Here is a 21,623-nt window from a genome sequence, read left to right on the forward strand (position 1 = left end):
GACGATAAAAACTAACCATCAAACTTAACCACTAAACTTACCATGGCACTCAAGACAAACGTTCATGCAGAAGATGGCAAGCAGGAAATTCTTATTACGCGGGAATTTGACCTTCCGTTGGACTTGCTTTTCAAGGCATATATGGAACCCGAAATCGTGGAGCAATGGATGAGTACCAAAGTGCTAAAGCTCGAAAATCGACAACACGGAAGTTATCGGTTTGAGACCACAGATCCAATGGGTAATAAGCACGGCTTTCATGGAACGATCCATGATTTTGTCCTCAATGAGAAGATCACGCGAACCTTCGAAATGGAGAATGCAGATTTTGGCGCCCAGTTGGAGTTTTTGGAGTTTGAGTCACTCCATGAGGGCACCAGCAAACTCAGCATGCATGTCATCTACCGCTCGGTAGCCATCAGGGATAAAATCCTCCAGCTCCCCTTCGTCCAAGGCATCAATCTGGCACACGACCGATTGGAGGAAGTTCAGAAGAGTAGTTAATGACTGGTAGTGAGATGTGAGTCTTGAGATAAAATTGGGAGGTTAGGTGGGGGTATGTTGGCACACAGATAAAACCGGTTATTAACTGAAAAAAATACCAAACCATTTTCCTTTCCTCCCACGCTGTTTAGATAGGTCTATCAGGATACGTGGAGAAAATGGGTGAACTTAGAGAACGTACTGATTAAACTAAAAATCATGAAGAAACGGAACAGGATTATCTATTGGATTGCCACCGTTTGGCTGGCATTGGGGATGGTGTCCACGGGCATTGTCCAGTTGATACAGATGGAGGAGGAAGTGCAGATGATGGAACACTTGGGCTATCCTGTGTACTTACTTACGATATTGGGAGTGTGGAAAGTGTTGGGTACGGTGGCCATTTTGATCCCTAAATTTCCATTGGTGAAAGAATGGGCATATGCAGGTTTTTTCTTTGCGATGTCAGGAGCGGTGTGTTCGCACCTGGCCGTTGGTGATGAACCAATTACACTTTTTGGCCCCCTGCTCTTGGTAGTATTAACCCTTATTTCTTGGTATTTTAGACCTGAAGAGAGAAAAACTATTGCTGTAGCTCGCAAAGCAACGAACAAATAAACAAGATGCATATGGACAAGCCCAAAGATGTAGATTCATATATAGCCAACGCCACCGAGGAGGCTCGATCGGTCATGGATGAGCTGAGAAGCATCATTAAATCTGCCATGCCCGAAGCAGAAGAAGGTATCAGTTGGAATGTGCCCATATACAAATACCATGGGATATTGGTCGGGTTTTCTGTAGCCAAGCACCATGTAAGCTTCGGGGTGGATTCGCTACAGGAAGAGGATCGAAAGATTCTTAAAGAATTAGGTTATAAAACCGGTAAAAAAACGATACAGATTAAGTTTGACCAAGAGGTGCCTGCAGTAATAATAAAACGCCTAGTACTTGCTCAAGCTGAAGTTAATGAACTAAATATCAAGAACCGATGAACCCAAAAGTTGATTTTTTCTTTGATAAAGACACCCAATGGAAGGAAGCGTACGGCCAATTGAGGAAGATAGCGCTTGAATGTGGACTTACGGAAGAGCTGAAGTGGGGTGTGCCATGCTACACTAGTCCATCCGGCAAGACAGGAAAGCAAGCCAACGTGGTATTGATCCATGGATTTAAGGAGTACTGTGCGCTGCTGTTTCATAAGGGCGCTTTGCTTAAGGATACGGAAGGCCTGCTGATCCAACAAACGGAGAATGTACAGGCTGCCAGACAGATTCGGTTTACTGATGTTCAGGAAATTTTGAGCCATCGTTCGGCACTGAAAACCTATATTTTCGAGGCCATTGAGGTGGAGAAGGCTGGCTTGGAAGTGAAGCTCAAGAAGACAAAAGAGTTTAGTATGCCTGATGAATTTAAGGAATATTTGGAAGACCGCCCTGAGCTGAAAGCGGCTTTTGAAAAGCTGACCCCGGGGAGGCAGCGGGGGTATTTGCTCCATTTTTCCCAACCCAAACAGTCCAAGACCAAAGTGTCCCGGATTGAGAAAGCCATTCCGAGGATCTTTGATGGTCTAGGCTTGAATGATTAGAGAAAAAGTTAATTTCAAAACAGTTCGAGGATAACGAATAGGTTTTCATTCATACTCTGAGGTAGGTTTTTATGGTGGCAGGGAAATTTCTGTACCGCAAAATAGCCCCGATGGAAATGACCAATAAAATGGCCACGCACCAATACACCCACGATGGAATGGGCACAGGGTCGCCTTTTGCGTAGGAGTGCAAGCCAGAAAGGTAATAGTTGACCCCGAAGGATGTCATGATGATGGAGGCAAATGCCCAGAGACTGGCCAGCTGATAGACCATAAAGTTTTTTAGGCCCGGAATCAACCGCAGGTGCAGTACACTGGCATATACGAGAATGGAAATCAGCGCCCAAGTTTCCTTTGGGTCCCAAGCCCAGTAGCGTCCCCAGCTTTCATTGGCCCAGACGCCGCCCAAGAAAGTACCGATGGTGAGCAAAAACAGCCCAATGGTAATGGCCATTTCATTGACAATGGTCAGCTCCAGCAAGCTTCTCCACCAGTTGGCAAGGGGGCTTTTGGGGGAGAAAATCAGCAAAATCATGCTGAGCAAGGCCATGACAGCGGCGAGTGCCAAGGGTGCGTAGCTGCTTACGATGATCGCCACATGGATCTTAAGCCAGTAGGAATGCAGCACAGGCATGAGGTTGGTGATCTCCGGATTGAGCCATTCCAAAAAGGCTACGAATAGCAAAGTACCCGAAAATAGCAACCCTAGTGGTACTGTAAACCTGGACTTTCGTGAAAAAAGCAACCCGAAAAGCAAAACTCCCCAGCCCACGAATACGAGCATTTCGAACCCGTCACTCCAAGGAGGATGCTGTGCGATGTACCAGCGAAGACCCAGATGAAAGGTGAAGGCAAGCATACCCAACCCACTCAATACCATTCCTGCTCTCCAGAGCCTTTTGGTCCACTTATTTTCGGTAAATGTCTGCCAGATGGCTATTCCTAGCATAACAATTCCTAGCAACCAGAAGATGCCGAAAAGCCGATTGCCAAGGTTGAGCTGGTTATAAAACCGTTCGGCCTGTAGCCGTCGGTCATCGGGATAGACCGCTTCGCCAGCTTTGCGCTGGTACAAGTCGATGTATTCTAGGGATTCATTTGCTTTTTGCCAATTGTCAGTTTCCAGTCCTTGCTGTAGCCCCTGTAGATAAATGCCTGTAATATGCCGCACGAATTTCACATCCTCCTCAGGGAAATTTTGGGTGGAATTGTCCCGGGTAAACCAAGTGTGGTTTTCATCCAAGCGGTTGGGGAAGAGTTTGAGGAAATCACCTGTGAGCAGTCCGAAGAAAATGTTAAACCGTTCATCTACTTTGAGAAGTTCATTGTCGCCTTCATTTCGCTCAGAGGGTTTGAGCAGGTTGGCTTTTTCTACCTTTGCCTGCAACTTATATTGAACTTCATCATCTACAAAATCCAAAAAGCTCACTTTGCCCGATGCGGGCAGTTCCAAGGCCTCATAGATATGAAGACCTTTTTGCTTATCTATTTTGATGATCGGAAGGCTGCCCATCATTTCTGGGTACATCTGTATGGCCAGCAAAAATTGCTCGGGGCTCAGCTCCAACTGCTCATCTTCCAAAGTGATGGTGGATTTTCCGTTCAGTTTACGGACGATTTCATTGGCCAGGGTGCCCAGGGGTTTCATTCTGCCGTCCAAATCCTGAACGACCAATTGCCCATACATGTTGGCCTGCTTTTCAGGCACCACCCACGCGGCCGTTTTGGGCATTTCTTGAGCGATATTGGTACCACTCAGGAAAATCAACAGCAGGGGCGCTACTTTTTTGATTTTTTGGAGGTGCTTGTTGAGGTACTGGAAGCGGCTGTTGAGTGTAAAAAGGGTGAAGAACATCCCCAAGCCAAGCAGGAAATAGCCGATATAGGTCAATGTACTGCCCAGTTTGTCCTGATTGATGGAGAGTACTGTTCCCTGCTCATCTGTATCGTAAGAGGCTTGGTAGAAGCGGTAGCCACCGTGATCAAGTACATTGTTCATGTAGATTCTAAAATCAAAGGATTGCTCCTTATCTTCGACCATTACCTTACTGGCATAGCTGGAGGGGCTCTGGCTGCCGGGATAGCGCTGCATTTCAAAGTCCTTCAAGTACAAGGAAAAAGGCAGCTGCCGGGCCTTGGGGCCATAGGTAAATTGGTAGTTTTTACCTTGATAAGTGAAGTGGTTCCAAGAGGGGTTAAGCTTTACTGACTGTACATGGTTTTTTTGGAGGATATTTCCGGTTTTGTCCAGTACTTCTAAGGCCACCACATCGGGGAGCTGCTCGGCCAGTTTCGGATCTTTTTCTTCCACATAGGCCAGTTGGCTGCCTTCGTAGGTGGCCTTGATGAGGAAAGCCCCATTTTCCCATTGGTAGAGACTCCGAAGCTTTAGGGGCTTTGTTTCCCCAGCATGGAGGACGCCCAGGTTTTGGTTGCTCATCTGCATGACTTGTAGGTGCACATCAGTGCTGATCATCCAGCTGCTGTCACCTTTATAGATTTTGATGGGGTGGGCTGCTTGTGGTTGTGTGGCCAGGTGAAGCTCCTTCATGGGGAGGCTTTTGCCGATAGGCAAGATGATGTCTTCCCGCCCTTCTCCTAGGGTAAGCGCGATGTCCAGGTAATCTTCTTCCCCTTTTTCAAATGTCGGACGGCCGTGAGGAATATAATCGCTAATGCGGATTTTCAGCCCATTACTATTGGGCACAGCCACTTCCTGTGGCCGGAATGTTTGACTGGTGAGCTTGATGGGTTTTTGGAAGTGTTGGGAATTGTCCGGATCGTTTTGTTGTACCTGTAAGTATTTTTCTTGGGTAAAGTAGATGTTTTGGGCTTGCCCTTCCCGGATGTGAATGGTACCCGTATGGCTAAAATACCGGGTAATGCCCGCGCCAATGATCACCACGATAAAGGCGACATGAAAAAGTCCGATGGGCCATTTTTGACGGCTAAACAAATGATATCGTTTGATGTTGGCGACGAAGTTGACGGCGAGCAGGACCATGACCATTTCAAACCACCAGGATTCGTAGATGACCGCCCATGCCACTGCCGTACCGAAGTCATTTTCCATAAACGTGGCCACTGCCATGGCGGTGGCAAAGGTAAGCAGTAAAAGAAGCATGAACTTGCTTGATACCAGCAACTTTAAAAATCGCATAGAGAAGTAATTACTTTAGCAATGGTAAATTGGATATTGGCAATCAATAACGGATTTTTAGGGAGTTTGAGTTTATTCATTGGAGATCATCTCTATCGAGTAGCCGGCCTCTCTTTTTTTGCCTTCTTCCAGCCATTTAGGAACGACCTCTTCGAGAAATTGTGCCTTATCTGCCCGCTCCTTCTCCATGTCCATGCCGATGTACGCTTGGAGGGCTTCGGTGTCGTTAAAATCCGGCATTTCCACAGGTTTGTTATGTCCTAGATCAGCCAAGAGCCTGGCCAATTGGAGCCGGGATTCTTCGATGATGGAGGTTCCCGAGGTGACGATGCTGCTCGTCGGCAGTGGGGCATGGAAGGCCGCTCCGTGAGAGGCCACGGCATAATCCCATCGCCACTGGGCATGGCGGATACCTTCTTGGATAGGCGCCATCTGTTCTTCTGTAGCACCGAGTTCCCAAGCTTTGCCTGCTTCGATATGGGCTTTGGCGATAAGCTGCATAAGTTTTTGGGATCCCTTTTTGATGGTACGTTGCCGGTCATAGACATCGGTAATGAGGTCTTCTTTCTTCTCTCGGTGGCAGACAAAACAGGAATTTTCGACGTTGCTCAGTGGTGAGCCGATATGGTGATCGGTGAATTTTTGCCCACCTTCTGTCTTATAAGGCATATGACAATCGGCACAGGATACGCCCCTTTTAGCATGTACACCCAGAGAAAAGAGCTCATAATCCGGGTGCTGGGCTTTCAGCATGCGGGTTTTGCTGATCGGGTGTACCCAGTCGGCGAAGTCCAACTTGTCGTAGTAGGATTCGACGGATTCGACATCCATGCCGTCTTTCCAGGGAAACGTAAGGTATTGGGCTCCTTTTTTATCCGGTGCATTTTTATCGAAGTAATATTCCACATGGCATTGGGCGCATACGAGGCTTCGCATTTGTTGGTGACTGGCTGCATTGATGTCTTTTCCCATGGCTTCGAAGGCTTCCACTAGGGCAGGTCGCGTGATCGTGAGGTTCATGGTTTCGGGGTTATGGCAGTCTGCACAGCCGATCGGGTTGATCACTTCCGCGCCTAGGTCAGACCATTTTTTACTGTAAAATTCCGTCACACCAATTTCTTTCATCAGTCGGGGTACATCAGGGCTTTTGCAGGTCCAGCACGTGCTGGGCATAGGGCCTTCTCCCGGTTCCATAGGGCCACCTGTCCGGAGTATCTGACGGATGTCTTCTACCGCATGGGCGTGTCCCTTGGGCTGGTTGTATTCCTTGCTGAAGGCATATCCTGCCCAAAGGATTACGAGCTCGGGATCTTCTTCCAGCACGGCGACATGCCCAGAAGTATTGTACATGCTATGAAAACTGGTGTCCTTGGTTTTCATGTACGACTGGTATTGCCTGGGGTAGTTCAGCCCCCAAATGGAATCCCGGGGTTCGATATTTCCTATTTCTACTTTTGGCTGATAGGCATATTTGGCTTCGTTTTTTCTGTCCATAATGGAGTAGGCCAACATGGCCAATAAGAAGACCACTACTGCCGTGATTAAAAAGAGAATCCAGTTTTTCATAGCCCTAGTCGTTTGATTCGTGTTGATTGTTTTGTTTTTGCATGGAGGATTTTAGCCAAGCAGGGATTACCTCCAGGTCTTTGGGAGCATATTCTTTGATGGGTTCGATTTGGTAGCCCACGGAAGAGAGGCTTTTTATCTTGCCGTGGGGAACATCCCGGTGGCATTCCCAGCAGGTACGGTCAGTGCGCATTTCTTGGTGATTGGCGATGGTGGCCGTCATTCTGGCGTCGGTGACCTGATCTTGGTGGCAGCGAATGCAGTTGCTTTGGATCACTGCTTGGGAAGGTGCCAAGGCCCTGATCACCTCTGGCTCTTTTCTTAGTGTAAAGATGGATGCGTGGTAAAGCCCGTCTTTTGCCTTGAAGAAGTACTTGTTGAAGACATTGTCATGTGGCACGTGGCAATCATTGCAATGCGCCACTTCCCTATGGGAGCTGTGCGTCCATGTGATGTACTGGGGAGTCATCAGGTGGCAGTTGACACAGGCTTGCGGATCATCCGAAAGGTAGGAAGCTGCATTGCTAAGCTTAAGGACATAGATCCCCAACCCCACGATGGCCGCCACCAGCACAATAGCCGGTCTTCGCCAACGATGCGGTGGAATGAGTTTCCACCGAAACAGTGTTCGTTTTGTGGTTTGCCAAAAACCCATGGTTTCTGCTTTATGTAAAAAAAAAATATTTTACCCATCTGACTGGGCGTTTGACGTAATAGCTTTATCAAGATAGTAAATCTCTACTGCAAATAGTAAAAGTTATTAGTAATTTTCCTTTAAATCTTAACTTAAATTAGTAATTATGACATAAATCATACTTTAATAATTATAAATCACTTGATTTCGTGTTTAAAGACATTGAAGGTATCAAAAGGGGCGAATCGTTGTTTTGTTGGGTGTATTGATGGTCGATATGATCAGGGTAATTGCTTTTAACCCCATGAAGTTATTTAATTCAGGCAAAAAGCGTCAGACCGAGCGGAGTCGAGGTCCAACGCCTAGCCTTCGACTCCGCTCAGGCTGGCATCTCTTTACTAATAGTTTAAACCCGCATTATGCACTAGCCTATCTATTGCGACCTGATCCGCCGCGGCGGACAAAATCAGTTGCTTTGCTGCTGTTTTCGATTTCACCATCCGCCGCGGCGGATGATTCAATCTCCAAACAGCCTGATTCCTTGTAGTTTCAGCTCTTCCCAATAGCTGCACACCTGTGCGCCGTGGCGTAGCGGCGGTTTTTTTTGGTTACTTTGTGTGTCCTGAAGTTCGGGAAACCGGACATGCTATCCAACTGATGTCGAATAGGGCGTTACAACCCTTGGCACGACGGCTGGGACTGGATCAGGCAGACCAGTCAAATTCCCCTGATGGTGCTGCGCTTTCAAGGCTGTGGTACTGAGCGATCAGAAGGAATGCGTTTCGAAAAGCTGAACGAAAGTGAACCGTTCGATGAAGTGTCGTGAAAAATACTTCCTGTCAAAACCGGGGGCTAGAGTAACTTCCGGGACAAAATAGGCAGCGCAGACTGAGAGTTGGCCTATTGGCAGGCGGCATTAAGGCGGCAGGAGTTCGAAGCAGGCGGTTGGATGGAACAGGAGAACCATCCCCTTTAATAGGGATGGGGCGGATCAGTCCGTAGTAGTGTTGAAAGCTCTGGAAACGGAGAAAGAGCGAAGGGACTGAGGCAATCAGTTTTAAATGGTTACACAACCTAAAATTAGGGAAGATGGAGTTGTTTGAAACAAAATCTGGAACATCAGATTTGATTGCCAAGAGCCGTATGACGGGAGACTGTCACGTACGGTTCTGAGAGAGGCTTGGGCATAGTGCCCAGGCCTACTCGACTTTGACCTGAAGCAAAAGATTAACAAAGGTAAAGAGGTGAAGACCATCTTGGAATTTAGCAGAAAAATAATAGAACCAATATTTCCAAATTCACACTAACTAAACGACATTGATAAAGCGGGTTAAAGCGTTTTCCCTGTCGATATAATTAACGGTTTTATGAAAACAGATTATATAACTATCTTGGGGAAAAAATCATTAAATGAAGGCAATATTATTTACCATTGTAAGCGGCGTTTTTTTTAGTTTTCTGATGGGAAAAGTGATGGCCCAAGGTGCAGAAAGGCCAAATGTGATATTGATCATGACCGATGATCAAGGTTTTGGCGATTTTGGCTTTACGGGCAACCACCTTGTCCATACGCCGCATTTGGATCAGTTGAAGGAAGAGAGCACCTATTTTGATCAGTTTTATGTTTCGCCGGTCTGTGCTCCTACCCGAGCGAGTCTTATGACGGGCAGGTATTCGCTGCGGACGGGTATCCGTGACACCTATAATGGTGGAGCGATCATGGCGACTGAAGAAATCACCCTTCCAGAAATGCTGAAACAAGGAGGGTACCAAACGGGTATTTTTGGTAAGTGGCACCTTGGAGACAACTATCCATCACGCCCCATGGATCAGGGGTTTGATGAATCGGTCATCCACCTTTCTGGTGGGATGGGACAGGTGGGAGATGTCACTACCTATTTTAAAGGAGACAGGAGCTATTTTGATCCTGTGCTATGGCATAATGGCCGTAAGGAAGCTTACCAAGGGTATTGCACAGATATTTTTGCAAGTGAAGCCATTGATTTTATGGAGAATTCCCTCAAATCAGGGCAAGAACCCTTCTTTTGTTATCTGTCATTTAATGCTCCACATACGCCTTTGCAGGTGCCCGATAAATACTACCAAAAATACAAAGATATCGACCCGACAGCTGGCTTTGATTCGGGCAGGGGCGATTTTCCGGAGATGACCGAAGAGGACAAAGAGGCTGCCAGAAAAGTCTATGCCATGGTCGAAAACATTGACGATAACCTTGGGAAGGTTTTTGACAAGCTGCGTGATTGGGGGATTGAAGAGAATACCATCGTGATCTTTATGACGGACAATGGTCCCCAGCATTATCGCTACCTGTCAGGGATGCGTGGGAAAAAGGCTACCGTTTACCGGGGGGGAGTCAGGACACCTTTCTTGTTGAGGTACCCGGCCAAACATTCTGGTGGTATTACCATCAGCACTCCCGGGGTCCATATGGATGTGATGCCTACGCTGGCCGAACTTTGCCAGGTTACATTGCCATCGGATAGGACAATAGACGGTAATAGCTTGGTGCCACTAATCGATGGAGAGCAGGTGGATTGGGCCGATCGGCCATTGTTCTTTTATTGGACCAGAAGATATCCAGAGCTTTACCAAAATATGGCCGTGCAGCAAGGTGAATTTAAACTTGTGGGCCATGCAGACTATGATGCTACTCATAAGGATTTTGAACTTTTCGAGATGGGCACCGACCCCGGTGAACATACCAACATTAACCTTAAAAACTCCACAAAGGCAAAAATGCTGAAAGGAGCCATGGACAGTATTTATCAGGAGCTTATTCAATCGCCCCATCTTCTTCACCAGCCCCCGATCGTAATCGGCAGTGCAGCGGAAAACCCTTCTATACTCAACAGAAATGATGCGGGTGGTGATCGTGGTATTTGGAGCCAAGAAGATATTTATGGAAAGTGGTATGTCAATGCAAAACCCGGTACTTATACCATGAAGTTTCGATTTCTAAACCCGGTACCAGAAGGAGGTCAAATGACCCTTGAGGTAGGATCACGCGTATTTCGGATGGAAAACCCATCCAAAGGAGAATGGATCGTCATGGATAATGTAACGTTGGAGGAAATGGAAGGTGACTTTATCCCATTTTATACCCATAATGGCAAACGGATCTTTCCTTTCTGGGTGGAGGTAGAAAATAATACGCTCTCTGAATGAGTCGAGGCCCCAAAGTCTCGAAGTCACAACAGGCGGGAAGTCGGCACCTTAGTTTCCCCAAAGAATACTTAGCGGCATTTTTTTTGCCACGAAGTCTCGAAGTCACCAAGGGGGATGAATTGGGATATTTGCGTACTTGGCCTATTACTTTGCAAAACACTTAGTGTCTTGGTGCCTTAGTGGCTTCTTACTGTTCCCGCATAAGGCAGCGGCTGATTCATCCTATTGTGCGCTATGTTCCTATGTAGTTACGCATAAATCATACTCCAAAGTATAATTTTTATAAGTGGTATTGAGTTAAAAACTCAATTTTAGGTGTTCCCGCAGCATAGCTGTCGGAACAACAGGTGGGGTTAAAAAGACTCGCCAATTCGGAAATAGACACCCCAGTCGTCCTTGCCTACGGCTGCATCCAAGCCGATATTGAACTTGACAGTCTTGAAGGCGCGGTAGCGGTAGCCTACGCCTGCTCCGGGGTAGAGCTTCCAGTTGAAGCTATCGGTATCTGATCCATAAATGGTAGCCATTCCGGCAAAGCCTACCAAGCCCATTTTTTCATTAAAATTATACCTGTACTCACCTTGCAGGGACATCAGGCCATCACCACGGTATTTCCCTTGGGAATAACCCCGGATATCTTTGCCGCCTACGGTTACTTGTTGCTCGAAGGCGATATCTCCGAGACCAAATTTCCCAGCAAAGCGAGCGGCAATGACATCCCTGTCGTCATGTACTGAAAAGTAATGGTTGTACTCCGAGAGAATCTTATTGGCTTCCACTTCATTTCCTAATCCTTGGGGATAGGTAATCCACCGAAGCCTTGATCGCCTACCTGATGTAGGATAATACACGGCATCTCTGGTGTCCAGCAAGAGGTTAAATTCCAAACCATTGGTTTTGGTAGTAGAAGGAGGCTGGACATCATCTTCGTATTGGGTGTCGTAATGGGAATAGGTATAGGTGATCCCACCATAGAGATTATCAATGATTTTCCGTTGGATGCCCACACTGACTATCGTGGTCTTGGTGCCATAATCGTAAAAGCCCGGCGTGTCGATGTCATCCATGAAAAATTGGGAGTTGTTATCTCCTGTCAATGCAAAAAGACTGGCCCTCCATTGGTCTTCCTTGAAATACCACCTGTTAAACCCGGCCACAAAGAAAGAACCATTCGTAGTGTAGATGGCCGATAGTCCAGAAAGGGACTTTGGCGAGATGGTATCAGCCTGATCAAGCTTGTACATCATCATGGGGATCGCCCCAAACATCAACTCCAAATTCCGGTTATAGCTAAGAAAGGGCATTAAACTGAAATCTACCTTTTTGGTACTGTCGGTTTTAGTGGATCCTTGAGTAGTATCCTGTTGGGCAGATAATAGGCCCGGAGCAAAGAGGAGCCACAAAAATAGAATGGGGAAAAGCTGAAGTGGTTTTTTCATGAAAAGTCGGGGTTTCGATTTGGTTACCAATATAGGGATAAATTCACCAAGGGGCTGTAATTAAGGCCATTGCAATTTTACCTCATTGATCATGGTGGTGGAACCACCGTTGTATTCGATGGCAAAGCCCCCGTGGTCGTTGGGGTTTACGGTTTCGCTAAGATGCACTTCTTTTTTGACCTGCGCGGGGTAATGGGAAGCATCGAAGTCAGTAGTGGAATGGACATGGGCAATGAGCTGATTGTTATTGATGCTGAGGGATATCATGCAAGGAGCTCGGAAACAACTCGTCGATACCGGTTGGCTGATGGGGCGGACGTGGTTATTTTCATATCGTACCAAAAGGCAATCCACTGAATTGGCAAATTTTGTGGTACGCATGATCCGGAGTCCATAGCCTGTTTTGGTATGAGCATCGTATTTGATCAGCACGTCCATGTACAGCGGTGCGACGCTAAAGCCCTGTCCGGCAGTTTTGTGCGGTGAAACCACCAAGGAGACGTTCATATCCCCTACTTTTTCTATGATCGGCGTATAGCTCATAGAGCCAGTTCTGGCAGATTGCAGTAGTCCTACCATTCCTTCTGATCCGCCTGAGCCTTTTTCATATATCCAGGCATCTTCGGGCAGTGAGGACGGGCGGTAAGCGGAAGACTGTAAAGTGTCGAACGTCCAATAGCCTGGGATTACCTTGGGTTGGTTAGCGACTGATAATATACTGAAGTCTGTTTTCAGTGATCTTGGATCCACCTTCAAATCCTTTTTTTGGATAGGCACGGCCATCGTGTATCGTTTTTCTTGTCCTGCCTCACTGCGGAGGTGTTTTGGAGCGATACCCACCGAGATATACTTTCCAACGTCTCCTGCTGTAAGAGGGTATTCCTGTAACGGCGCGCCTCCCCTGCTGACGGCTATTTTAATGGCTTGTTTTGCTTCAGAATCAGGGCTGCGGTACCAGGAAATTTCGGATTGATCAGTAAATTTCAATTTCCCCAAAGAATAGTCAACCGAAAGTTTGCCATCAGCCCTGAGGTTGATTTTGGGGAGTTTGGAAAACCCAGGAGGAGGCAGTTGGGTCGGATGTATTTCCAGTTCGCAGGCCGCTTCCAGCCCTGCTTTGGTAAGGGCTGTGAGCACCACTTTTTTTGGAAAATTGGAGGTATTGGTGGGGATTACTTCCAGCTGGTTTCCATCCTCAGAGGGTTTAATGGCCACCAAGTCCTTGTCATTTTCCGCTATTTGCCAGTGGATGGGTTGCTTTTTGGCGGGATAATTTCCAAAGCGAAAAAATGAGGTGTTGAGCCAAGCGGTGTCTTTTTTGGTTTCCAGGCGATGGGTGGAGGAACTTACCTTAAGCTGAACGGGAATGTCGGTGAAGTCCTCCTTTTGGGAGGCTAATGATTCGACTCTTTCCTTTATTCCTTCAGGATCCCAATCGTCCTCACCGCTGAGTAGGTTATACGTGTTGTAAAGTATGCTGTCCCCAATTTCCAATCGATATGCGTTTAGCAATGGCTTATGGTCGAGCGTGACAGTGTTTTGAGGATGGTTGTTGCTGATCGTTATTGGTTTTCCATTTACTTGGACGTTGTATTGGTAATTTTTCATGGAAGCGGGTGGTTCATCACGCCAGGCCAATGCTGTCATGTGGGAAGCGCTAAACCGTGTATCAATAACCGCTACTTGGCCATTGGCTTTGGTGAAATATTGCTCTCCACCAGTGTGGGACCGGATGTCACAGTTCAGAAATACCGCTCCTGTTCCGGTGGTATGGTAAAATGGCTTGGAGCTGTAAAAATCCAAAGTACTGTTTTTGTAAACAGCAGTACCGCAGAGGGCATCATCAGTGGATTCGAAATGACATTGATCAAAGAATACCCGCTTTCCTCCTACAAAAGGGCAGAGGTTTAGCCGACTGATAAAATGGGTGTTTCGGGCTACGATCTTGTCCCCATTACAATGGATCAGCTGGGCTTGGACAATGGCGTCGGCCCGACGTTTTCTGCTGAGAGCCGGTTTTAAGGGGAATTTTAAATCCACATTACAATAATTGCCAAAAGTGATGTTTTCGGCTGAAGTCCCGTCGCCGTCAAAGCGGAACATGGTGAAATTGCCCTTAGCGCCCAGTGTTTGGCCACGATTGCAGGCCAGAATGACATTTTCCGGATGCTTGTTCAGCCCAAAAAACCGAAGCCAGTCACATTTGATTTCCATCCCATACGGAACGGATCGCCCATCTTGCGGCAGCCTGACTTTAGGGTCATCAGGATCATCTATCCAGTACACATATGGAGCGATATAAAGTACCATGGGTGAATTTTCGGTGCCATCTATCACTTGCGCTGTTGCTTCTTGGACGGAATTGAATACGAATGGCCATTTGTCTGCTTCCATATCACTGAGCTGACCATCCACAAAGAAGGCTTTTGGCCCAAGTACAATGTGATTATCCTGATAAATGATATGGTCACTGCCAAAAGTAATCGGGTCGTCGAGATCCAAAGGAGCGTATGCCTTTTGGGCCCATATCAATTGGGGCACAAACATCAGTAACCAGAAGGATAAGTACTTTTTCATGCTATGAAGATAAAAATTACCTATGAAGAAACCTGTTTTGGACTTTATATTATATTTGGGCATGAAACTAGATCTTCGCACCATCAATACTACTCAAGAACTACGTACCTGCAAGCGAAAAATTGCCAGTTTGGCATTATCGAGAATGTTCGTGTTTTTGGGCATGGTGGCACTGACCATCCTAGGGCTCACGGAAATCAGGTGGTTATTGCTTTTCTTTTTTCCCTTGGCGGGACTTTTTATTTACCTGATCCTGCTTTTTAACCTCCAGAAAGACCGCCAGGCATTTTTGAAGGCTGTGGCCAATATGGAGCATGAAAGGCAGCTGAGAAAGGAGCGAAAATTGGCTGGCTTTGATGCAGGAGAAGCATTTAAAGACAAAAAGCATCCTTTTTCCAATGATCTGGACTTATTTGGGGAGCATTCTCTGTTTCAGTTGCTGAACCATACCATTGGCGAGGGAGGAAAGCAGTTGTTGGCAAATTGGATGAAGGCTCCGGTCGATCCTGGCAAAGCGAAGAAGCGATATTCCGCGATAAAGGAATTGGCTGGCCATACGGACTTTATCAAGAATTTTGAGGCCACGGGAAAGGCATTCATCAAAGAAGAAAAATCAAAGAAACCATTTTATACTTGGCTAAAGACGCCGAGTGCCTGGAAGTCCTTTTATTGGCTTCCCCTTATCGGTGGGCCTCTTGCTGGACTTGCTTTTTTGGGTGGATGGCTTTATTTGGGCTGGCCGTTGGCTTACCTATTGATCTGGGTGTTGGGAGGCACAGGATTGTTGGGACTGATTTTTCGGCCGTTGCTGTTGGCCTTTAAGAATATGCCCGATGAGGGAGATTTAAAAACCTACAGCATTTGGGCGAGAGAACTAGAGCAGCTGGATTTTAAAGACGATTATCTTCAAGAGCTTCAATCGCCTATTTTGGGAGATGATTACCGTGCTTCTGATGCACTCAAATCCCTAGAGCAGCGTAGTTTTATGGTGCAGAGTCGTGCCAATATGATGTACTTGATCTTTAATTTGCTGTTTTTGGTGGATTTTGGAGTGCTTTTTTCATTGGAGCAATGGAAAAAGAAACACGGCAGCAAGGTCCAAAGATGGGAAGACGTCTTTCAGGAATGGCAGGTTTTGGTGTCACTGGCGGCCTTTACACATGATGAAGGTTTGGAGTGTCCGGTGACGTGGACAGATGAAATGGAGCTAAATGTAACCGATCTTAAGCATCCGCTTTTGTCCCAATCGGTATGTGTGGGGAATGATTTTGAGGTGTCAAGCGACCAGAAGACCATCCTGCTGACTGGATCCAATATGTCGGGAAAGACCACATTTATGCGTACTGTGGGGGTCAATATGGTGTTGACCAACTTGGGGCTGAGCCCCTATGCCACTTCCTATGAAAGTGGGGCTTTTTGGCTGTTTACCAGTATGCGCAATACCGATAACCTTGGAGAAAGTGTCAGCTCCTTTTATGCAGAGCTGGCCAGGATCAAAAGCCTGTTGGAACAAGCGGGAAAACAGTATCCCGTATTTTATCTACTTGATGAGATCCTCAAAGGCACCAATACCACCGACCGGGTAATGGGTAGTGAGGCATTGATCAGGCAGCTCGCGGAAAGCAATAGTAAAGGGATCATCAGTACCCATGATATTGAATTGGCTGAATTAGCTGATAAAATCCCAAGTTTGATCAATTATAGCTTTCACAGCGACATAAAGGACAATGAGATCCTCTTTGATTATAAAATAAAAAAAGGCCCCTGTCCAAGCTTTAACGCCCATAAATTGATGGAATTGATGGGGATTCGCTTTTAGAATATGCATGATTTTGGTGGTTTTGGCATAGCAATTGTTTATAAACAACTATAAACCAATTGTTTCACTAAACAACCATAGTTATGAGCTCTTTATTATATTTGATCGCATTGATTCTTGTGATAGGATGGATATTTGGTGCCTTCGTTTACAGTGTCGGAGGATTGATACATATTTTATTGGTTCTTGCCGTTATCGCGGTGTTGTTTCGCCTAATCGGTGGACGGACAGTTTAGCGAAGTACCAACTCACCATAATATTTAGCGAAAAAGTGCCAATCTCATGGAGGATGGCACTTTTTTTTGGCTCTATATGGATTATAGAGGGTAAAGATATTATTCCGGTTAAATTAATGTTGATTCATGTTCCTTTTCAGTGGGCAATTTTCTATTCTGCCTTGAGGTATTTGACGTTAAGAAATCAAAGAAGTGGGCTGGAAAAAGCGCAGGCTTGTTTGACGTGAATCAGTACAAAAAATTGGTATGCTGCACAAATAGAGGAGTTTGCCTGCGTGAGTGCTGGCTTTGATTTTAGTCATATAGCTCACCGCAGCGGGTTTTTTTGGTTACGTTTTTCACCTGAAGGAAAAAAGTAACAAGGCAACAAGATGAAAGGCAAGCTAGAATTTGACATGCAAAGTAATAGTTACCCATAGTAAATCATATAGAACCTTTTTTTTAGATCAATCGGAAAAGTTACCCTTGTTACTTTTTAGGAATCAAGCGTAAAAGTTGGGGGCTGCCAGTTTTCTTAATGGAAAAACCACCGATACATAAAAATGCCACAAAGGTCCAAAGGCACCAAGTGCATGTTGGACCTGCATTGAACCCGCATTCAATGCCGTTTAGTTAGTGCGTATCCGGAAAATACGGGTTCTATCTTTTTTCCTTGTGCAGTTAGTTTTCTTGCTAAATTCCAGGTAGGTTTTTCATCTCTTTACCTTTGTTACTTTTTTGCTGCAGGTCAAAAAAGTAATCCAAAAACCCCGCCGCTACGCCACGGCGCACAGGTGTGCTTCTATTGGTCTAAAATTAAAACCTTCCCTCATGCAGGCAAACTCCTCCTTTTTAGCTGCAACATTTTTTTTGGCCAGCATTTCGTCAAACAAGCCTGCCTTCTTGTCCCCGCTTTTTAATTTCTTAACGCCCAATATCTGCAAGGCGGATCCATTTTATACATGTTTAAAAAAGGCCATGGATTAAAACCATAATTCTCTCAAAGGACGATTCGTATTGGAAAAACTTCTTAACTAAACGACATTGATATTCCGGGTTAAACTCATCTAAATCATTCTCCCCACTTGGGCAGACAGGTGCGATGCTTTATTAGTACTTTAGACCAACTGATTTCCTTGCTCTTTCAGCATTTTCTGCGATAGGCTGCTGTTATCCTAATGTACAAACTTGGAGAAAGTGCCAGCGGCACGATGGATTTAGTAACCAGCGGATTCATCCGCTGGATGTTAAGGCCTCCTCCACCTCCAGAAGGAGTGCCAGCGGCACGGATGATAGGTGCCTACACAAAATTAATGTTAAATGCGTTTGCCCTGTTTTCAAAAGCCGGATTCGGTAGATTAGGCATGCATACTTATTTTGCTGCTGGCTACTAATAGAACCGATATCAATCTGGCATACTAAGGAAATATTGCTTGGTTTACGACCTATAGGTGCCCATTCTTTTTCTATGTGCATTATATTCATAGAATCAGCAAACCAATGGAGTTACAAGGACAAATTATGCGTTGAAGGTGCGTGGTACGGAGAAATTGTTTTAATTTTGGGCATTATTTCCAAAAAATAACGTAAAAGTGCAAGATAACTATCAGCAAAAGGTATTAGGAATAGTAGGGGGAGGTCAGCTTGGACGTATGGTCATACAGTCGGCCATCAACTATAACATCGATATCCACATCCTGGATCCGGATGAAAATGCACCCTGTAGGCACATCTGTCACGATTTTAGTCATGGGAATTTGACGGATTATGATACGGTGTATGCCTTTGGGAAGGACTGTGATGTAATTACTATTGAGATAGAGAATGTAAACACGGAGGCACTGGAGCAGCTGGCCAAAGAGGGCAAAAAGGTTTTTCCCCAGCCTGAAATCATCCGTTTGATCCAAGATAAGCGGGAGCAGAAACAGTTTTATAAGGCAAACAATATTCCTACGGCGGATTTTATCCTGACGGATACCAAAGCAGCTGTACTGTCGAATGCCGATTTTCTACCGGCTGTCAATAAATTGGGAAAAGAAGGATATGACGGAAGAGGTGTGCAGGTGCTTAAATCCGAGGAGGATTTGGAGAAGGCTTTTGAGGCACCGAGCTTGTTGGAAAAGTTGATCGATTTTGATAAGGAAATCGCTGTAATCGTCTCCAAGAACGAGCATGGAGAATTGGTGGCTTTCCCGCCAGTAGAATGCGCTTTTCACCCTACCGCCAACTTGGTGGAATTTCTATTTGCTCCGGCGCAGATCGCTGATGAGATAGGTGAAAAGGCCACCAAAGTGGCAAAGGACGTCATTACCAAATTAGATATGATTGGAATTTTGGCCGTGGAGATGTTTGTGACCAAATCAGGAGACATCTTGGTCAATGAAATTGCGCCAAGGCCACATAACAGCGGTCACCATACCATAGAGGCCAATTTCACTTCTCAGTTTGAGCAGCACTTAAGGTCCGTCATGGGCATGCCGCTGGGGAATACTGAACTTCGGATTCCTGCTGCCATGGTCAACCTCCTTGGAGAGGATGGGTTTACCGGTGAGTCAATGGTGGAAGGAATGGACGAGGCCATGAAAGAAAAAGGTGTCTATATCCACTTGTATGGTAAGAAAATCACCAAACCTTTCCGAAAAATGGGGCATGTGACTATTTTGGAAGAGAATGTGGAGGCTTTGAAAGCCAAAGCCCTTAAAATCAAAAACAGCATAAAGATAAAAGCATAGATTATGAGCAAACAGGTAGGAATCATCATGGGGAGTAAGTCTGATCTTCCCATCATGTCGGAAGCAGCGAAGGCGCTGGAAGAATTAGGCGTCAACTATGAACTTACCATTGTCTCGGCACACCGAACCCCGAGAAGGATGATAGATTATGCAGAAAGTGCTCGCCAGCGCGGTATTAAAATAATTATTGCCGGAGCCGGAGGAGCAGCTCATCTTCCTGGAATGGTGGCCTCACTGACCTCTCTGCCTGTAATCGGCGTGCCAATCAAGTCTTCAAATAGCATCGACGGCTGGGACAGTATCCTGTCGATCTTGCAAATGCCCGCGGGCATCCCTGTGGCTACTGTAGCCCTAAATGGCGCTAAAAATGCCGGAATATTGGCGGCATCTATGGTGGGAGCTTATGATGCTAAGGTCGCCGAAAATATGGAGAAATTTAAGAAGGAGCTGCGGGAAAAAGTAGAGGAGAATGCACGTGATGTGGAATTGAAAGGCTGGAAGGATACCTTGGATGATTAGCTTGCCATATGTCCACGCCCAAGCTTTTATAGAAACCATCCAATGCAACCCTCTATTTTAAGGGTTATATTGGATGGCGTATCATCTTTAAAGGCTGTTTTTTGTAGTAAGTAATTAAATTTTAGTATATTATATGTTGACGTATTAGTCGTATAATAGTTTAATTATGGAAAAAGTAAGCATTCCTATTTGGTTTTGGGTAGTAGCGGGCGTGATGCTTGTATGGAATTTACTGGGAGTGGGTTCCTTTTTTATGCACGTAGGGATGACAGAAGAGAGCCTAGCAGCATTACCAGAAGCAGAGAGGGAGTTATATGCGGTTTATCCTACTTGGGCTCTTTTGGCTTTTGCAGTGGCAGTTTTTGGTGGAGTTTTTGGGTGTATCGGGCTATTGATGCGAAAAAAATGGGCTAAATTCATACTTGTCATTTCCTTGATTGGCATCATCATTCAGATGTTCCATAGCCTGATCATTGCAAGGGCTACCGATGTATATGGACCAGGTGCTATTGTGATGCCGGTTTTGGTAATCGTAATAGCAGTATTTTTAGTTTGGATGGCCAATTACAGCATTAAAAGACATTGGCTTATCTGATGGAAATGCCCATTTTGATGATGAAGTAATTTTCTTTTCTACTTTCAAATCATTGATTTATGATGATTTATGTGATAAAATGAGTAGGTTTGTGTGATTTTAACGTTGATTTTTGTTAATAAGATATAAATTTTAGAACTAAAGTCCTATTTTTAGAAAAAGGGTAACTTTGTACCCTGATTGAGTATAAGGAAACTATGGAAAGAAGGATAAACAATCTTATAGATTTGTGGAAGGAAGGATACTCAGAGCGTATCAAGAGGCATCAGCCATATCAAGCGATGCAGCAAATTAAGCACATTGCTTCATTATTTAGTCCCGGGGATTTTTTCTATTTTATATTAAACATGCACGATCTTGATCTGGAATATGTCCACCCAAATGTCAAAAACTTTATGGATGTGGATCCTTTACGTGCCACCATTCGAGACCTACTTGGCTACATTGTGCCAGAGGATATGGAGTCAGTAAGAAAGAAGGAAATGGTGCTTCAGGATTTTCTGGAAAAATTTGATGATCCTTATGAACTTCCCTTTTATAAGATTCTGTACATGTACAGGATGAAAGATCGCCATGACCGCTATCGTACGATGCTCCTTCAGGTCAATGTGCTTTCCGTTTCAGATACCGGAACCATAGAGCATGTCCTTAGCGTCCATACGGATATATCTTATCTTGGAATCGCCAAAAGTGATCACATATTCTTTGTTAGCCTTAACGGTCAAAAATCCTACTACAACGTTGATTGCGAAAATGGGAAATTTGATGAATCCCTTTTTGATCGTCCTTTTAATGGTTTTGGGTCTGACCTTACCAAAAGAGAGTTGGAAATTATCTTTTATTTTTCTAAAGGCCTTGGTGCCAAGGAAATCGGGGAAGCCCTCAATATTTCGGAATATACCGTGAGGACTCACCGAAAGAATATATTAAAGAAGACCAATCAAACCAATATGGCACAGCTGATTTCAATGTGCGTCATGGAGGGGTTGATATAAGGTAAAGATGTCGGCTTAGTTTGAAAAGTTTTTTATAATCGTGCAAATATCCATTACATCTGTAGATCAAATACAGGATGTTTTTTTAACCTTGTGCAGTAAGCCCAAATCATGA

General features: G+C 45.3%; 17 protein-coding genes. 12 read left to right on the forward strand and 5 right to left on the reverse strand.

Features of this window, described 5'->3' with window-relative positions; genetic code table 11:
• Positions 1 to 42: 42 nt before the first annotated feature.
• From FDP09_RS05875 to FDP09_RS05890, 4 genes are all read left to right on the forward strand, one after another.
• A complete protein-coding gene (locus tag FDP09_RS05875; protein ID WP_137401765.1) occupies positions 43 to 504 on the forward strand; it encodes an SRPBCC domain-containing protein in 462 nt (153 codons plus the stop codon).
• Positions 505 to 702: 198 nt separating this feature from the next.
• Positions 703 to 1,101 carry a DoxX family protein gene (locus FDP09_RS05880; protein WP_137401766.1) on the forward strand — a complete coding sequence of 133 codons (399 nt, stop codon included), beginning with the start codon at positions 703 to 705 and terminating at the stop codon, positions 1,099 to 1,101.
• Between the two features lie 11 nt (positions 1,102 to 1,112).
• Positions 1,113 to 1,478, forward strand: coding sequence for an iron chaperone (locus FDP09_RS05885; protein WP_229683537.1), 366 nt, complete (start codon positions 1,113 to 1,115; stop codon positions 1,476 to 1,478).
• Positions 1,475 to 2,071 (forward strand): YdeI/OmpD-associated family protein, encoded by a 597-nt coding sequence (locus FDP09_RS05890; RefSeq protein WP_137401768.1) that lies wholly within the window; start codon positions 1,475 to 1,477, stop codon positions 2,069 to 2,071. The genes FDP09_RS05885 and FDP09_RS05890 overlap by 4 nt, the downstream gene beginning before the upstream one ends.
• 49 nt (positions 2,072 to 2,120) lie before the next feature.
• On the opposite strand, the gene ccsA is transcribed toward FDP09_RS05890, so the two are convergent.
• The 3 genes from ccsA to nrfH all read right to left on the reverse strand — a co-directional run bounded on the left by ccsA (position 2,121) and on the right by nrfH (position 7,452).
• Complete coding sequence (gene ccsA / locus FDP09_RS05895) at positions 2,121 to 5,195, reverse strand: cytochrome c biogenesis protein (RefSeq protein ID WP_308421172.1); 3,075 nt, start codon at positions 5,193 to 5,195, stop codon at positions 2,121 to 2,123.
• A 108-nt stretch (positions 5,196 to 5,303) separates the two neighbouring features.
• The gene (gene nrfA, locus FDP09_RS05900) at positions 5,304 to 6,797 is read right to left on the reverse strand and encodes an ammonia-forming cytochrome c nitrite reductase (protein ID WP_137401770.1); all 1,494 of its coding nucleotides are present in this window, start codon (positions 6,795 to 6,797) and stop codon (positions 5,304 to 5,306) included.
• Positions 6,798 to 6,801: 4 nt separating this feature from the next.
• A complete protein-coding gene (gene nrfH / locus FDP09_RS05905) occupies positions 6,802 to 7,452 on the reverse strand; it encodes a cytochrome c nitrite reductase small subunit (protein WP_137401771.1) in 651 nt (216 codons plus the stop codon).
• Positions 7,453 to 8,007: 555 nt separating this feature from the next.
• Between nrfH and FDP09_RS05910 the strand changes: the two genes are divergently transcribed.
• A complete protein-coding gene (locus FDP09_RS05910) occupies positions 8,008 to 8,193 on the forward strand; it encodes a hypothetical protein (protein WP_137401724.1) in 186 nt (61 codons plus the stop codon).
• A gap of 648 nt (positions 8,194 to 8,841) precedes the next feature.
• On the forward strand, positions 8,842 to 10,617 hold the full coding sequence (locus FDP09_RS05915) for an arylsulfatase (protein WP_137401772.1): 1,776 nt from the start codon (positions 8,842 to 8,844) through the stop codon (positions 10,615 to 10,617).
• Positions 10,618 to 10,970: 353 nt separating this feature from the next.
• Here the strand turns inward: FDP09_RS05915 and FDP09_RS05920 are convergent, their stop codons facing one another.
• Positions 10,971 to 12,056 carry a BamA/TamA family outer membrane protein gene (locus tag FDP09_RS05920; RefSeq protein WP_137401773.1) on the reverse strand — a complete coding sequence of 362 codons (1,086 nt, stop codon included), beginning with the start codon at positions 12,054 to 12,056 and terminating at the stop codon, positions 10,971 to 10,973.
• 60 nt (positions 12,057 to 12,116) lie between these two features.
• Complete coding sequence (locus FDP09_RS05925) at positions 12,117 to 14,633, reverse strand: PemB family protein (protein ID WP_137401774.1); 2,517 nt, start codon at positions 14,631 to 14,633, stop codon at positions 12,117 to 12,119.
• A 22-nt stretch (positions 14,634 to 14,655) separates the two neighbouring features.
• On the opposite strand from FDP09_RS05925, the gene FDP09_RS05930 reads away from it, so the two are divergent.
• The 6 genes from FDP09_RS05930 (at position 14,656) to FDP09_RS05955 (ending at position 21,508) form a co-directional block, all read left to right on the forward strand.
• On the forward strand, positions 14,656 to 16,452 hold the full coding sequence (locus tag FDP09_RS05930) for a MutS-related protein (RefSeq protein ID WP_137401775.1): 1,797 nt from the start codon (positions 14,656 to 14,658) through the stop codon (positions 16,450 to 16,452).
• Positions 16,453 to 16,535: 83 nt separating this feature from the next.
• The gene (locus FDP09_RS05935; protein ID WP_112784064.1) at positions 16,536 to 16,688 is read left to right on the forward strand and encodes a lmo0937 family membrane protein; all 153 of its coding nucleotides are present in this window, start codon (positions 16,536 to 16,538) and stop codon (positions 16,686 to 16,688) included.
• 1,571 nt (positions 16,689 to 18,259) lie between these two features.
• A complete protein-coding gene (locus tag FDP09_RS05940; RefSeq protein ID WP_137401776.1) occupies positions 18,260 to 19,399 on the forward strand; it encodes a 5-(carboxyamino)imidazole ribonucleotide synthase in 1,140 nt (379 codons plus the stop codon).
• A gap of 3 nt (positions 19,400 to 19,402) precedes the next feature.
• Positions 19,403 to 19,918, forward strand: a complete 516-nt coding sequence (gene purE / locus FDP09_RS05945; protein WP_137401777.1) for a 5-(carboxyamino)imidazole ribonucleotide mutase — start codon at positions 19,403 to 19,405, stop codon at positions 19,916 to 19,918.
• A 166-nt stretch (positions 19,919 to 20,084) separates the two neighbouring features.
• The gene (locus FDP09_RS05950) at positions 20,085 to 20,513 is read left to right on the forward strand and encodes a hypothetical protein (RefSeq protein ID WP_137401778.1); all 429 of its coding nucleotides are present in this window, start codon (positions 20,085 to 20,087) and stop codon (positions 20,511 to 20,513) included.
• A 197-nt stretch (positions 20,514 to 20,710) separates the two neighbouring features.
• Positions 20,711 to 21,508 (forward strand): helix-turn-helix transcriptional regulator, encoded by a 798-nt coding sequence (locus FDP09_RS05955; protein WP_137401779.1) that lies wholly within the window; start codon positions 20,711 to 20,713, stop codon positions 21,506 to 21,508.
• The last annotated feature ends 115 nt before the right edge of the window (positions 21,509 to 21,623 follow it).

It is taken from the genome of Echinicola rosea, assembly GCF_005281475.1.
GTDB classification, from domain to species: Bacteria; Bacteroidota; Bacteroidia; order Cytophagales; family Cyclobacteriaceae; genus Echinicola; species Echinicola rosea.

Bases quoted from the DNA above. Each gene is read 5' to 3' on its own strand.
- FDP09_RS05875 (WP_137401765.1), top strand. From the start codon at position 43: ATGGCACTCAAGACAAACGTTCATGCAGAAGATGGCAAGCAGGAAATT.
- FDP09_RS05880 (WP_137401766.1), top strand. From the start codon at position 703: ATGAAGAAACGGAACAGGATTATCTATTGGATTGCCACCGTTTGGCTG.
- FDP09_RS05885 (WP_229683537.1), top strand. From the start codon at position 1,113: ATGGACAAGCCCAAAGATGTAGATTCATATATAGCCAACGCCACCGAG.
- FDP09_RS05890 (WP_137401768.1), top strand. From the start codon at position 1,475: ATGAACCCAAAAGTTGATTTTTTCTTTGATAAAGACACCCAATGGAAG.
- ccsA (WP_308421172.1), bottom strand. From the start codon at position 5,195: ATGCTTCTTTTACTGCTTACCTTTGCCACCGCCATGGCAGTGGCCACG.
- nrfA (WP_137401770.1), bottom strand. From the start codon at position 6,797: ATGAAAAACTGGATTCTCTTTTTAATCACGGCAGTAGTGGTCTTCTTA.
- nrfH (WP_137401771.1), bottom strand. From the start codon at position 7,452: ATGGGTTTTTGGCAAACCACAAAACGAACACTGTTTCGGTGGAAACTC.
- FDP09_RS05915 (WP_137401772.1), top strand. From the start codon at position 8,842: ATGAAGGCAATATTATTTACCATTGTAAGCGGCGTTTTTTTTAGTTTT.
- FDP09_RS05920 (WP_137401773.1), bottom strand. From the start codon at position 12,056: ATGAAAAAACCACTTCAGCTTTTCCCCATTCTATTTTTGTGGCTCCTC.
- FDP09_RS05925 (WP_137401774.1), bottom strand. From the start codon at position 14,633: ATGAAAAAGTACTTATCCTTCTGGTTACTGATGTTTGTGCCCCAATTG.
- FDP09_RS05930 (WP_137401775.1), top strand. From the start codon at position 14,656: ATGAAGAAACCTGTTTTGGACTTTATATTATATTTGGGCATGAAACTA.
- FDP09_RS05935 (WP_112784064.1), top strand. From the start codon at position 16,536: ATGAGCTCTTTATTATATTTGATCGCATTGATTCTTGTGATAGGATGG.
- purE (WP_137401777.1), top strand. From the start codon at position 19,403: ATGAGCAAACAGGTAGGAATCATCATGGGGAGTAAGTCTGATCTTCCC.
- FDP09_RS05950 (WP_137401778.1), top strand. From the start codon at position 20,085: ATGGAAAAAGTAAGCATTCCTATTTGGTTTTGGGTAGTAGCGGGCGTG.
- FDP09_RS05955 (WP_137401779.1), top strand. From the start codon at position 20,711: ATGGAAAGAAGGATAAACAATCTTATAGATTTGTGGAAGGAAGGATAC.